Raw genomic sequence first — 13,349 nt, 5'->3', positions numbered from 1 at the left:
AGGTTTCGTTACTTTCAACTGGTTTCTGATCTCGTTTGTTTCATGTCATATGTGTCATATCGTATGTTTCATCAAATCATATCAGGTATCTGCCTCAAACTGAAGATTCTCCACTGCTTTCCTTCACTCGCGCCAAAAGTATCAAGCCAGCCGTCACACAGCACGCAATGAACACCCAGCTAATACTGTATGAGCCTGTACTATCGACTATGTAGCCAAATATTACAGGAAAGATAAGAACACCCAACTGCAGAATCGATACCGCTGTTCCAACCGCTGAACTCGACTGACTGGAATCGACCAGTTCTGATACAAGAGTGACCCATAGACCGTTCCATCCCATTGCTGCCAGACCAAGCAGTACGAACATAAGGATTAGCATCCAAATTGGGGTTTTCACGGAAATTGTCAGCATTGACAAGGACAAGCCCGCAAGCATGACTCCGATGAAAAACAGTATGGGTTTTCGCTTGGAAGAGAAAAACGCGTCACTCACTGTTCCCCACAGCACTCTTCCAATCATGCCTGCAAGTTGAGCGGCTGCAAGAAAATAGAATGTGTAGTGATAAGACATACCTGCTTGACTGTGTAAGAACAATTGACTGTAGCTGATGATAGCGAATTGCGCTCCTATGAAAGTGGTTCCCGCAAGGCTGGTGTACCAAATCGCAGTGTTATGCAACAGCGACGACTTCTTACTTTTGCCGGTTTCTGTCCCACGCACTGTGTTGACGCTGCGTATAGTTTGCTTTTGTCGGTACATAAGCAAGTACAGAATATTGGCCAGAATTGCAACTGTTCCTGCCAAATCAAAAGCAGCATTCCAAGTGACTGCCTTCGTAACGACAGGCAGAACAAGCGCAGCCAGGAACGCACCAGCGGAAATCCCCATTTGTCTGATTCCCATAGCTGTCCCTCTGGATGAGGCAGGAAAATAGTTAAAAATCGCCTTACTGCCTGCTGGTGTAGCAGAACCCGACCACAAACCTGTTTCAACCAGCAGGAACAAAAGCATCCAATAGCCGGTGGACAGTGATGCGACAAAAATAGATAAACCCGTCATGACGCCGCCGAGAACCATCATTTTCTTTTCACCAAAGCGATCGACCAATTTGCCGAAAAATAACGCTGTCAGACCAATGCCAAAATTGTTGGCACTGACCGCAAACCCAACCTGAGCATGATTCAGATGAAAATGACTTTGCAAAAAGGGTGCTATAGCTCCTACTCCTTGTCCCACGAAGGCAATGGACATCTGAGTAAACGTCGTCAGCAGGAGGACAAACCACTTGTATTTATCTGATGTCTGAACTGAACGAGCAAAACCGTTCAATGACGAACCTCCCTTTGCTGTCACTACACTTATTGCAACCACTACACTGCTTTACGGCCGCACTCTAGGGGGTGTCCGGAGTGGTGTTGATGTTGTGTTGGTTGAGACGGCGATGGAGCAGAGACGCCTGTGCTGTGCTCTGCACAATCTTAACAAAGTCCTGCAACCTACTCTCCTTCTGTTCTCTGTGATAGATGAGTCGAAGTTGACGTCGAGGCGGATTGTGGACGGGAGCATACAGCAAGTCTCCCTTTTCAATTTCATCTCGTACCATTAACTCTGACAGCAAGGCTGCGCCCATTCCTCGTTTAACGGCCGTCTTAATCATGTCGATGGACCCCAGGGTTACCGAAGTTTTCAAAGAGACACCCTGGTTCAATGCCCAGTTATCGCAGACCTGAGCGGTGGATGAGTCCTTTGCGTGCCCAATCAGTTCAATGGCTTGCAGTTGATCGGGAGTAATGGGTGCCTTCAACCACTGCAGCCCGGTATTCGGTGAAAATACGCAGCCGATTTCGTCTTCCAAAACAAGATTGCTCTCTAATGCAGGCGGCACAGGTCTTGCATCAATAATAAAGCCGACGTCGATCTCCCTCTCTTCTACCCGCCGCCTGACCATGGGACTTGGCACGTTCTCTACTACCAAAGCAATATCCGGTCGCAGGGCATGGAAGCGTTCTACCACAATGGGAACAATATATGTTGCCGGCACTTGACTAGTCCCAATCAAAAGCCGCCTCTGTCTGTCAGACTGAAAGTCTGCCAACACTCGCTCCGCCTCTGCTGCTGTCGAAGTGAGGGTCCGAGCATACCCAACCAGTTCTTTCCCGGCTTCAGTCAGATTCCAGCGATGATGGTTACGAATCAGCAGAGGAATGCCCGCAACAGATTCCAACGCCTGCATGTGAAAGCTTACTGTTGATTGGCGCAACTCCAGTTGTTGGGCAGCCGCGGAAATGCTCTGTGCATCAATGACGGCCAGAAACACTTTTAGCTGCTGTAGTGTAATCGCCACAAACACGCCCCCTAACACTCTAGCAAGCCTATTATATCGATATTGCTGTCAGTTGTATCGATATTATCGTCTTTAATATCGATATTCCCTATACGAATTTATCAGAATGTTTACTACGTCATTATTTTTACTTCAAGTAGTTTTGCTAAGGTCAAATAGAACCTGGGAGGCTGAAGCAATGAGTGTTCAAAGTGTCAACTTGTTCCATCACGAAAATCTGGACCAACCAACCAAGTACCTCGCCGTTCGTCACTTGTTTAAATCATTTGCCGGAGCTACCGTGCTCTCTGACATTCACTTCGAAATACGTGAGGGAGAATTTCTTTCCATTTTGGGACCCTCTGGCTCAGGCAAGAGTACATTGCTGCGAACCATTGCCGGGCTTGAAGTTCCGGACAGCGGAGAGATAGTCTGTGACGGCAAACCCTACTTCACACAAGACGGGACAGTTACACCTGTGGAACACAGGGACTTGGGTATGGTATTTCAGGACTTCGGTCTGTGGCCGCATTTGTCGGTGTTCGATCACGTTTCTTTCCCCCTCTGGAGTCGCAAGAAACGCGGAGCGCTCAATTGGAATAAGGGGCAAATTGCCGACCAAACCATGGAGACCTTGCGCATGTTTCGCATGGACGGCTTTGCGAAAAAGAAGCCTCACCAACTCTCTGGCGGGCAACAGCAACGTGTTGCATTTGCACGTGCTGTCGTGTCCAGGCCCAAGCTAGTGTTGCTCGATGAGGCGTTCAGCGCCCTTGACCCGCAATTGCGTGCAGAAGTCCGGCCAGAATTAGTCGGGATTCTTCGTGAGCATAACATGACGGTTCTCAATGTGACTCACGATCAGGAAGAGGCCATATCCGTATCAGACCAAATCCTGGTTCTTGTCGGAGGACAAGGTTTACAAATTGCTCCTCCCAGTGATTTATACGACCGCCCTGCCAGGCAAAGCGTAGCAGAATTCGTGGGCCAAGCGCACTTTATTCCTGTCTCCTACGACGGACAGTCCACCTATAAACTGCCCGACGGACAAGTCATCTCTCTCCCTCCCGCAACGACGACTGAGGACCAGCAGCCTGAAACCGATGCGAAGCTGTTGGTTCGTCCCGAATTTGTGCAGATACGAGAAGCAGAACACGTTGCAAAGCAGAACAATGATTGGCAAACCAATGATTGGATAACCACAGATGCGAAATCACTCTGGCAAGGACGAGTCATACGGCAAACGCCCCTCTTAGGGAGATATCACATTGGGCTTGAGGTTCCGGGCATCGGAGAAATTTCCGCCTATCACCATCGGCCATTGCAACTGCACCAAGTTGTTTCATTAGACCTTGAAATCCATCGGCCTCATTTGATTTTTGATACTGGAACAATATGAAGGAGGAACTCATATGACTAAAAAATTTTTTAGTGCATCGTTGTTCACTGTATTGCTGGTTTCCGGTGTCTCCGGATGCGGAACTGCCGCACACGGAAATACGTCATCCAGCAGAAGCAACTCCACCTCTGGTTCTGGCTCCGGTCAGAGCAACACACTGGTGGTCTACAGTGCCGGTCCCAAGTCTCTGGCAGTAAGTCTTGTCAACGACTTTGAAAAGAAAACCGGCATCAAAGTTCAACTTTTTAAGAGCACAACGGGGAAAGTCCTGGGTCGTCTGCAAGCTGAGAAGAGCAACCCGAAAGCCGATGTAGTTGCCTTGGCTGACTGGTCCGCGGGAAACGCATTGAAGAGTCAGGGCATGTTACTGTCCTTCCATCCTAAAAATGAAAGCAGCCTCTTGTGGAAAGACGCTGGTTCCACCTACTTTGGCTACAGCGCATCCGCGCTGGCCATCACGTATAACACAAAACTCGTCAAGAACCCGCCGACGACCTGGGCAGCTGCAACAAGCGCCAAATGGAAAGGGAAAGTCGTCATGCCCGATCCCGCACAGTCTGGTTCGGCAGTTGATTTTGTGGGCGGATACCTGCAAAACCACAACGACTCCTGGAGCTTCTTCCAGAACCTGAAGAAAGACGGTGCAGTCGTGCAAGGTGCGAACTCGCCTGCTTTGAATCAGGTCATAACGGGATCGAAAGATATGGTCCTGGCCGGTGTAGACTACATGGGCTACAGCGATATCGCCAAAGGAGAACCGCTTGGTGTCGTGTATCCAAAGGGCGGAACGGTTGTAAACCCGCGGCCCATTATGATTCTGAAATCCAGCAAGCACGTACAAAACGCCAAGAAATTCGTCAACTTCGTCTTATCCAACGAAGGACAAGCGGACGTCGCGAAGAAATTCCTGCTCCCCGGTGTCAAGGGCGTTGCGGCCAGCCCCAAGCGCAAAGGCCTGTCTGACATCAAGGCCTGGAGTGTGAATTGGGTGACCCTATCAAAAAACAAAGCAGGGATTATCAAACATGTTGACGGCTTACTCAAATAAAGCAAACGAATCGAGTCCATCAAGCAGACTGCGGAAAAAAGCAGGTCCCCTGCGTTTGCTGTTTGGCCAAAACGGCAGCTTGACAGGACAGACAGTACTCACACTTCTATTCGTATTGCTGATGGCAGCCCCAGTACTTGCCGTACTGGGACAAGCCTTTTCCACAACAAAAATTGCAGAAACGTTAGCGAGCCACAGTACGTGGACAGCATTTCGCAATTCCGTTATTCTCGGTGTCCTGGTTTCTGTTGTCAGTGCCTTGTTAGCCTATGTGTTGGCGTGGGCGATGACGGTGACAAATTTGGCTAGATACCCTTTGGCACGGGCTGCATGTCTCATTCCGTTCATGGGGCCTCCCTACCTCATGTCTCTGGGGTGGATCTTGTTTATGGAACCAGGCGGCTCATTCCAGCACTTCATTCCCTGGGCCCATCCATTTGCCAGCCATTTCTTTTCAATTTGGGGACTTGTTGCAGTGATGAGCCTGCATCTGTTTCCAATTCCTTTTGTTTCTGCACTCGAGGGGTTTCAAACCATCAAACAACGGCACGACGTCATCGCGAAAGTTCACGGTGCTGGTATGGTGTATCGGTGGTTTCGTATTTGGCTGCCCTTATCCGTACCGCTGGTCGCTGCTTCAAGTGTTTTAGTCTTTGTGAAGACCATTGGGGAATTTGGGACGCCATTGGTATTTGGCAGTTTGGTTCACTTCCCGGTGCTAACGACCGCAATCTATCTACACATGTCAAACTGGCCCATCAGTTTTTCTGCAGCAGCACAACTGTCAACCCTGCTGCTCGCCACCGTATTTATGGTATGGGTACTGAATGACAGGTATCAGAAGAACGCGGTTCCTTCGGACATCAAAGAAACACCGTTCAGCCGCCTTGGTGCGAAGCACTGGAGTCGCTATGCCGCCATGGGATACCTTGCCCTGTTGGGTCTGGTCAGTTTAGGTATTCCTGTCGGCAGCCTTCTTATTACATCGTTGTTGCGCATTGAAGGAGACGGCATACACTGGTCTAACTTATCCCTTATTCATTACGTCGACGTCCTCAAGCCTGGCAGCGGAGGTCTCGCTGCTGTGGGCACCAGCGTGGAACTGGCTCTGGCGGCGGCAACCCTATCCGTGGTGTTGTCGGTAGTACTAGCCGTGTTTGCCAAATTCCATGTCAGCAGGGTGGTCAAATTTACCGAATGGCTGGGTCTACTCCCCAACTCCATTCCGGATGTCCTATTGGTCATTGGTCTGATTTTGTTTTGGAACGCACCCTGGTTGCCGGTCACGCCGTATAACACAAAATGGATACTGGTACTGGGATATGTTGTGGTGCTGTTTCCATTTTCATATACCTATATACGAGGTGCTTTGTTCCGCCTGGCACCCGAAACATGGGAGGCAGCGCAGGTGCATCAAGCGTCACCTTGGCGTACCGCACGTGTGATTGTAGGACCGCTTATGGTACCTGGCATGATTTCAGGTTGGATTATGGTGTTTGGGGTGACACTGCGTGACTTAGTTGTTCCCATGCTCGTCAGTCCGCCAAACACAACGGTGATTTCTACTTTTATTTACGGCCAGTACAATCAAGGCAGTTTACCGAACGCAATGGCGTTGGCGGTCATCACATTATTGTTGACGGTTGTCGTGTTTACGGCTGTACAGCGAACAACTTCATTAAGATAACTAAGAGTGAGTGATTCTGTATTTATGAATGCTAGAGTTCTGTTCATCAGCGACATTCACGGTCAATTGGACGCGTTGAAGGCGTTGCTTGATAAAGTCAACTATGATGCCTCTGAAGACCGTTTGCTTTTGTTGGGGGACTACACAGGCAACAGCAAGCAAAACCTGTTGTGCCTCCAGTACATCAAAAACTTACTTGAATATGACAACGTTGCGGCAATCATGGGAAACCACGACAGGAATCTCTACAGGTACCTTCAACACAAAAGTAGTCATGAAGGTCGCGAGGATGCCTCACTGTCCCTAGCAACACTGCAACCCTATCTGCCTGATTTAATAACGGAGGTTTTAACGAAGTTGCCCGAAATCGAGTCATTGTTGGAAAGTATGCCGCTTTGGTATGAATCAGCTGACTTTGTTGCAGTGCATGCTGGAATTAATCCCAACTTGCCAGACTGGCGGCAGTCCACGCCGGACGAGTGCACTACCATTCGGGAGCCTTTTCTGTCATCTGTGCATTCAGTCGGCAAGACCGTCATCTTTGGCCATACACCTTGTATCAGACTGCATGGTTCCCCTGACATCTGGTTTGGACACAACAAAATTGGCATCGACGGCGGGGCCGGAAAAGACATGCAGTTGAACTGCTTAATCTTAACGGATGAGGGTTTCTCTCAGCGTTCAGTCCCAATTCAACATGCGTAGAGGCGGTAGAAGGAACGAGAGCTTGCTGCCTTTCGGGACTAGAATGTCAGCTTAAAGGCTGCCATAAACAAGCAAACCAACAGTAAAATAAATACGGACCAAAGCCATCCCCGATATCCTGACGCAGCTCCAAGGAATTGCTCGTCAATCGCCAGGCTGTTTGTATTTGCAGTCTGGACCTGCAATTCTCTGTCTTCAATCCGTTGCGGACCAATCTGCTTCACGAGCCGCTTCCCTTTACGTGTCATGACAAGTGTAGAAATAATAAATGCGGCGACACCGAGCCCCTGCATAGATGTCAGCCAAAGTGATGCTAAATCAGATTTAGGATGGACCATAAAAGACAGAACAACACCGCCGAGAGCAGTCAATCCCGCTCCCATATGACTGGATTTTGTCAGCATGCTTACCAACGTCTGGATTCTGACAAATACCTCGGACTGGGTTGATGCATTCCTGAGGGACTGCTTTGAGGGCCACATCAGCAGAACTGCCGTGGTTACCCCAAACCACAGCGAAATCCCAAAGATGTGAATGAACCACCATAACTCTCTCAATGTTATGCCTCACTTCACTAGATATGTGATATAACTGACAAATCCCATTGCCGATTGCTGAAAATCTATGTCCAGCGGCTGATAACCTGTACCCGCTTTGATTGCGAATCAGAGATTCACTTCAATTCAGATGCCGAAGGAAGTCCGCCTGCGGACTGAGCTGCTTGCACCGCGCGAACTACGGCTGTGGACAGCACTTCGGCAGACAGCGTGCCAACGAGATTTACGGTTGCATCCAGCTCTCCAGTGGCCATGGCAAACACTGTATCCCCGTCGTACATGGTGTGCACAGGATTGATACATCTTGCCAGTCCGTCGTGGGCCATTTGTGCCACCTTGGCTGCCTGTGCCTTATCCAGTCTGGCGTTGCTCGCAACAACAGCAATAGTGGTGTTTGTCCCAGGAGAAATAGGCGGTTGCTCCGCTTGCAGCAGTTCGTTCAGCGGAAGAAATCCATTCTTGTCATTGCGTGCGCCGGCAATGGTTTGATTTGTCTCGTGATTTCGGATGTTACCCAAGGCGTTTACAGCCACAACGGCGCCAACAACAAGTCCGCCTTGGAACTGTACGGCGTACGTTCCGATCCCGCTTTTCATCGCACGTTCCAATCCGGCAAGCTTACCAACGGTGGCACCCATTCCAGCTCCGACATTGCCTTCTATCATAGACGAAATTCGGATACTGTGCGCAGAACTTTCAGAATCGGTGCTTCTGTGAGAATTCAAATCCGTTTGCTTCGTCGAAGCCTGGTTACCCAAATAGGCAGCTTCAGCCGCTCGATATCCCATATCGGCTGTTGGACGAGCCTTGGCATCACCCACAGCCAAGTCAAACAGCACGGCAGCCGGCACGATTGGGACTACGCCAACACCAACGTCCAGTCCCTTGCCTTGCTCTTCGAGAAAGCGCATCACCCCCGTCGCAGCATCCAGGCCATAGGCACTTCCGCCGGCTAGACAGACAGCGTTCACCTTGTCTACCAAATTTAAGGGGTTCAGCAAGTCTGTTTCTCTCGTACCCGGGGCAGAGCCGCGCACATCTACGCCGCAGACCGCTCCATCTTTAGCCAAGACGACAGTGCAACCTGTCAATCCAACAGGATTGTCAGCATGACCAACAGTAATTCCGGGGACATCCTCTATGGTTTTTAGCACGGCGGATCCTTCCTCCTATGAGATGTTTTATAAGCTGACGACAAGGGCTGTTTGCAGCACAACAAGACTCACGACTCTATTCATACCAGCCCTCCGTTGAAAGCACAAGGGTCTGAAACTGGCTCATATCGTGGCCATACCAAACTTCGGCCCTGGACCCATCAGCAATCTCTTTAACTTTGACCGTGCCTTCCACATATCCTTCCTTACTCACGACAGCCTTTGGGACAGTCGGCGGCTGCCCATAGTTCAATGACGAATAGGCCGCATCCGATGCCAGAAAGACGGATTGGGAGTCGTTTAAATCCACCTGGAGTCCCAGCATTCCATAGGAATGACCTGGACCGAGGTTATGAATTCGAACGCCGGAGGCTAACTTAAGTTCCCTTTGACCAGGATGAATCGTTTTCCAGTTCACGTCTTTGCGATGCCATTCTTCCAGATCAGCCAACACAAACTCTCCCGTGTCCAACCCAGCATGATAAGCGCGTTGTGCAGCACTCAGTTCATCCTCATGAACAATGGTTGCTGAATGGGGAAAGAGTGCGATATTACCTGCGTGATCGCAATGCAAATGCGATGCTACAGTATATCGAATGTCCGACGGTCGGATGTTCAATTGCTCCAGCCGCTGATGCAGGTACGCTCCATCCTCTACTGACCACGGAAACTCCGATTGCAACGACTGGGCCCAACGCCCGCCTGCTCCCATGGAGTCAGGGTGACAACCTGTATCAAACAGTATTACACCCTCAGGGTGTTCAATAAGGACAGCATAGACAGGGGCGGCTACTGTCTTCGGCAACGACACATCAAGACTTGTGAGACCTGCCGACAATTCCGGTACAAACCAAGACCTGTCCATGTGCAAAATTCCGTTTGCAAGAACGTACAGCTTCATTCGGGCACTCTTCATCAGGATGTTTGAAACCAACTGTTTACCAGGGACTTGTGACTCTGAATCCATTTTGTCACTCCAGCATCCTTTGTCTTCGCATCGTTGATGTCGACTTCCAATTCACCTAACTGTTGTTGGTTTAGTTTAAAGTTCTTTAGCCACTTCACCACTGTTGGATGTTGTGCAGCCCACTTTTTATTGGCTTCCGTTTGAATCCAGCCCGGTTTTCCAAAGGCTCCTTTCGGGTCTTTGAGGTACTTGAGTTTCCATTTTGAGAAGGCCCAGTGCGGACTCCACAGTGCTACAACAATTGGTTTATGCTTGGCATAAGCAGATTTTAAAGCTGAAAGCATAGCAGGAGAACTACTGTTTACAAGTTTGAGTTTTAATCCATAAGCAGGAATGACCTTTTTTTCGATGGTCTGTGTTTCACCCGCACCTGCATCAATTCCGACAATGCGATTGCCGAACTCCTTGCTATGAGCGTTTAACTGTGAGATGGAATTAATCTTTACGTACTGAGGAACAACCAAGCCAATTCTTGTTTTACCTTGATACCATTTTCCTAGATTAACCAGACTTGACTTGTACTTGTTCATATACGTCTTATCCGTGTGCGGCAGCCACACGTCAAAGTGAAAGTCAATACCGCCCTTGGACAACCCCAGCCATAAGGGGCCCGCTTGCATGTTTGTTAATTGTACCTTGTATCCCCGCTGTTCCAACAGGTGCTTCCATAAATAGACGTCTGCCACATCCTCTGTCCATGTGACATATCCAATCTTTACCGTTCCTTTGCTGCCTGTCTTTGCGCCCGTTGATCCCGTTGTTTGGTTCGCAGCAGTGTTGGATGTGCTGCCGGCAGATGAATTGGAACCTTGCCCGCTGGTGCCGCACGCAGTCAAACCGGCAGAAAGCGCCAATACCGCAAGTGTTCCTGTAAAGCTTTTCGATTTCATCTCTTCATCTTCTCCTTTGTCGTATTTTTAAGAAGTATACCCGTGCCTATACAGTCTCCCGTGACGCGGCATTAAGTGTTACTCGAAGTGTCACTCGGAAGGGACATATCCTTCGGCAGGTAATGAAAGATCTTTCCCGTCTCCAACAAGTCGGCAAATTGACTGAGCCATTCATAAAACTGTAATGCGGCTTCCATGTCTCTGAGATTTTGGCTCGCCTCTGCTTGAACCTCCGTGTCCCCCCGATGAGCAGCCAATTCCTGGAGTTTAGGTTTTACGACTTCTGCTGTGCGGGTGTACGCAGCGCGTTCTTTTCGCAAACTATTCACAATGAATGCAGGGAAATTCTTATAGAAGTCTTTTTCGGCAGCGTAAGTGTTGCGATGACGTTCCTTGTTCCAAGTCTTAACAACACTGCCGGTGTCGACAAGAGTCCGCAATCCATTGTTAATACTGGCTCTGCTCATTCCAACTGCATCCTGAATCTCTTGAAAAGACATCGGTGTTTTTGCCACATATAAAATGCCGTAGATCCGTCCGACTGATTGCGAAAGCCCGTACACTCGCATGGTTTGCTCCATGGCTGAAGCTATTTGATTATGAATCTGTTGAAGGGCATTTCCAGATTCCGGTTTGTCCATCTTCCCACCCCCTCATCATGCAATGTATAGAATGTATAAAAATTATTATACATTCTATACATTGATACAACAAACATACGGTGAACGGGATGCAGAAAACACATAAAAAAGCTTCCAAATATCGTTTGTGAAACGATACATGGAAGCTTCACAATGATGAACTAACCCGGCACAGGCCTAATCAATCAGTTTCTAGAATTGAGCAGGGTCACACCGGACAACGCCCTGCGATTATTCACCTTTCGGCTCGTTGGAATGTTCGTCCACCTTCTTTTCGTCAGTTCCCTCCAACAAGCCAATCGTTCTGACTGTCTTCACATCTGCAAAGCGCACGCCAAGGGCTTTAAGTTGGTCTGCAATGGATGTCAGTTCAATCCAATTTGTCACCGCTTCTTTATAGTCAGAACTGTTTCTATCGCCGTTCGATTGTTCATAGAGACGATTAGCGTCGCGTTTAATCTTGTCATATTGCTCACGCAAGCGCCGCACTTGCTCCAGTTCATTCATGCTGGCATCTCCTTATTTCGATACGAACCTTCTCTCGTCATTGTAGAACCTGCCAAATGAAAAAGTACACCACTTTTCCTTAAGGGTGTACTAGCATATTCTGAGTCTTATTTTAGCTCAGTACCTAGGCTTCACTCAAGTGGCACATCCTAAAAGTTACCTGCTATATTTACGATCTCTCAGTTAGAGCCTCTGCACTACAATTTTGCCAATCCGGATGCTCGGTCGCTCCACGTAGTAATACCCTGCGGTAGCGAGACCAATGGTCAAAAGGAAAGTGCCCGCAACATCCAGCACATGGAGGTGCGGAAACAGGCTTATCAGCGACAAAAGAATAATCAAGTGAAACAAATAAATGCTGAAGGATATTTTCCCAATAAAGACAAGCGGGCGCACAGACAGAGCTCGCTTTACTCCCGGCTCACTGATGGCCAGCAGGATGAAAACACTGGCAGAGAGTGCAGTAATCCAATCTGACATGAGTCTTCCTGTTAATCCCAGTCCTAGCGCCCAGTGTTGCGATAGAAGGCTCTGGGTATACGTGTACAACAGGAGTGCTGTAATACCGAGGGACCATTTTGCGGTTTTTGGTGTTCTGCGCAGGTAGGCCACTAGTGTATCCTTGTGCTTTGCCAGAACGGCCCCCATGATGAAAATAATGATGTAGTGAAGTGTGTCAGGATAATTTGTAAACACATTGACATGTGACCGAAACAGAAGATGCACATAAATCCCGATACACGAAACAGCGAATCCGGTGACAATCACAGTTTTCCATCTATACCGGGAAAGAAAGAGAATCAAGAGCGGGAAAATCAAAGAGATGCGCATTTCTTGAACAAGGGACCAGACAACGGGATCGACATAATTTTGATTGAACTGGTCAAGCATGAACAATTCCTGCAGGATTATCTTGGGGCCAATGTGACCGCCCCACAATCCGTCAATGGAATGATGAACAAAGATAACTCTCATCATCAAGCCAAAGGCCAAAGCAATGATATATGGAATGTACAGGCGAAAGACTCGCTTGGTGATAAACTCGGTATACGTATAGATCCTTCCTTGGTAGTAAGGAAGAGAAAGCACGAAACCGCTCAGCAAAAAGAAGAGAATCACCGCTTGATGACCGGAAATGAGCACGTGCAAAGGGCTGAAGTGAGCAAACCAGTTCTTAACGGGGGCCTTCCCTAGGGTATTCATACAATGTTCTGCCACGACAGTCAGTGCTGCAATGCCTCTCAGAGAATCCAGCTGATTGTATCGTACATGTGAAGCCACTGTACCCCTCCGTTGCAGTATCAGTGCAGCCGCTAATCGGACTGTGAAATCGCTGATACAAAAAGGGTACACCGCCACAATTACATGTCCTTATCATTCGTGTGGAAATCAGATTACAAAATGTTTCACTAGCATTTCATCCTTGGTTGCAACATACAGGTTTGCAAAATTGAGGGATGTAGTTTG

13 protein-coding genes are annotated in these 13,349 nt (G+C 48.7%); 4 read left to right on the top strand and 9 right to left on the bottom strand.

The genetic code is table 11. From position 1 onward, the window contains the following. Nucleotides 1-94 precede the first annotated feature (94 nt). Complete coding sequence (locus GI364_RS01910) at nucleotides 95-1,333, bottom strand: MFS transporter (RefSeq protein WP_198852051.1); 1,239 nt, start codon at nucleotides 1,331-1,333, stop codon at nucleotides 95-97. Nucleotides 1,334-1,397: 64 nt separating this feature from the next. Beyond that, nucleotides 1,398-2,348 (bottom strand): LysR family transcriptional regulator, encoded by a 951-nt coding sequence (locus GI364_RS01905; RefSeq protein ID WP_198852050.1) that lies wholly within the window; start codon nucleotides 2,346-2,348, stop codon nucleotides 1,398-1,400. 178 nt (nucleotides 2,349-2,526) lie between these two features. Here GI364_RS01905 and GI364_RS01900 point away from each other — a divergent pair, with 178 nt between their 5' ends. The 4 genes from GI364_RS01900 to GI364_RS01885 are packed head-to-tail and all read left to right on the top strand — an operon-like array spanning nucleotide 2,527 to nucleotide 7,166. Next, nucleotides 2,527-3,726, top strand: coding sequence for an ABC transporter ATP-binding protein (locus GI364_RS01900; RefSeq protein ID WP_198852049.1), 1,200 nt, complete (start codon nucleotides 2,527-2,529; stop codon nucleotides 3,724-3,726). 13 nt (nucleotides 3,727-3,739) lie between these two features. Further along, entirely contained in the window at nucleotides 3,740-4,774 is a 1,035-nt protein-coding gene (locus GI364_RS01895; RefSeq protein ID WP_198852048.1) for an ABC transporter substrate-binding protein, read from the top strand. Next, a complete protein-coding gene (locus tag GI364_RS01890) occupies nucleotides 4,752-6,461 on the top strand; it encodes an ABC transporter permease (RefSeq protein ID WP_198852047.1) in 1,710 nt (569 codons plus the stop codon). Before GI364_RS01895 ends, GI364_RS01890 begins: the two co-directional genes overlap by 23 nt. A 6-nt stretch (nucleotides 6,462-6,467) precedes the next feature. Then, nucleotides 6,468-7,166, top strand: a complete 699-nt coding sequence (locus tag GI364_RS01885) for a metallophosphoesterase (RefSeq protein WP_198852046.1) — start codon at nucleotides 6,468-6,470, stop codon at nucleotides 7,164-7,166. Nucleotides 7,167-7,204: 38 nt separating this feature from the next. Here GI364_RS01885 and GI364_RS01880 read toward each other — a convergent pair whose 3' ends face one another. The 7 genes from GI364_RS01880 to GI364_RS01850 all read right to left on the bottom strand — a co-directional run bounded on the left by GI364_RS01880 (nucleotide 7,205) and on the right by GI364_RS01850 (nucleotide 13,163). After that, entirely contained in the window at nucleotides 7,205-7,723 is a 519-nt protein-coding gene (locus tag GI364_RS01880; RefSeq protein WP_198852045.1) for a hypothetical protein, read from the bottom strand. 116 nt (nucleotides 7,724-7,839) lie between these two features. Beyond that, nucleotides 7,840-8,877: a P1 family peptidase gene (locus GI364_RS01875; RefSeq protein ID WP_198852044.1), complete on the bottom strand. Its 1,038-nt coding sequence runs from the start codon at nucleotides 8,875-8,877 to the stop codon at nucleotides 7,840-7,842. A gap of 76 nt (nucleotides 8,878-8,953) precedes the next feature. Then, complete coding sequence (locus GI364_RS01870; protein ID WP_198852043.1) at nucleotides 8,954-9,844, bottom strand: N-acyl homoserine lactonase family protein; 891 nt, start codon at nucleotides 9,842-9,844, stop codon at nucleotides 8,954-8,956. Continuing rightward, nucleotides 9,793-10,734 (bottom strand): glycine betaine ABC transporter substrate-binding protein, encoded by a 942-nt coding sequence (locus GI364_RS01865; RefSeq protein ID WP_198852042.1) that lies wholly within the window; start codon nucleotides 10,732-10,734, stop codon nucleotides 9,793-9,795. Before GI364_RS01865 ends, GI364_RS01870 begins: the two co-directional genes overlap by 52 nt. 71 nt (nucleotides 10,735-10,805) lie before the next feature. Continuing rightward, nucleotides 10,806-11,375, bottom strand: coding sequence for a GbsR/MarR family transcriptional regulator (locus GI364_RS01860; protein ID WP_198852041.1), 570 nt, complete (start codon nucleotides 11,373-11,375; stop codon nucleotides 10,806-10,808). A gap of 231 nt (nucleotides 11,376-11,606) precedes the next feature. Continuing rightward, complete coding sequence (locus tag GI364_RS01855) at nucleotides 11,607-11,882, bottom strand: hypothetical protein (RefSeq protein ID WP_198852040.1); 276 nt, start codon at nucleotides 11,880-11,882, stop codon at nucleotides 11,607-11,609. Between the two features lie 183 nt (nucleotides 11,883-12,065). Continuing rightward, on the bottom strand, nucleotides 12,066-13,163 hold the full coding sequence (locus GI364_RS01850; protein WP_198852039.1) for an acyltransferase family protein: 1,098 nt from the start codon (nucleotides 13,161-13,163) through the stop codon (nucleotides 12,066-12,068). Nucleotides 13,164-13,349 lie beyond the last annotated feature (186 nt).

Origin of the sequence: Alicyclobacillus sp. SO9 (genome assembly GCF_016406125.1) — a bacterium.
Lineage (GTDB): Bacteria > Bacillota > Bacilli > Alicyclobacillales > Alicyclobacillaceae > SO9.
The sequence above is the reverse complement of the archived record's forward strand: the minus strand, read 5'-3'. Positions and strand labels throughout refer to the sequence as shown.

Excerpts from the sequence above, each read along its gene's own strand:
- GI364_RS01900 (WP_198852049.1), top strand. The coding sequence starts at position 2,527 with ATGAGTGTTCAAAGTGTCAACTTGTTCCATCACGAAAATCTGGACCAA.
- GI364_RS01895 (WP_198852048.1), top strand. The coding sequence starts at position 3,740 with ATGACTAAAAAATTTTTTAGTGCATCGTTGTTCACTGTATTGCTGGTT.
- GI364_RS01890 (WP_198852047.1), top strand. The coding sequence starts at position 4,752 with ATGTTGACGGCTTACTCAAATAAAGCAAACGAATCGAGTCCATCAAGC.
- GI364_RS01870 (WP_198852043.1), bottom strand. The coding sequence starts at position 9,844 with ATGGATTCAGAGTCACAAGTCCCTGGTAAACAGTTGGTTTCAAACATC.
- GI364_RS01865 (WP_198852042.1), bottom strand. The coding sequence starts at position 10,734 with ATGAAATCGAAAAGCTTTACAGGAACACTTGCGGTATTGGCGCTTTCT.
- GI364_RS01860 (WP_198852041.1), bottom strand. The coding sequence starts at position 11,375 with ATGGACAAACCGGAATCTGGAAATGCCCTTCAACAGATTCATAATCAA.
- GI364_RS01855 (WP_198852040.1), bottom strand. The coding sequence starts at position 11,882 with ATGAATGAACTGGAGCAAGTGCGGCGCTTGCGTGAGCAATATGACAAG.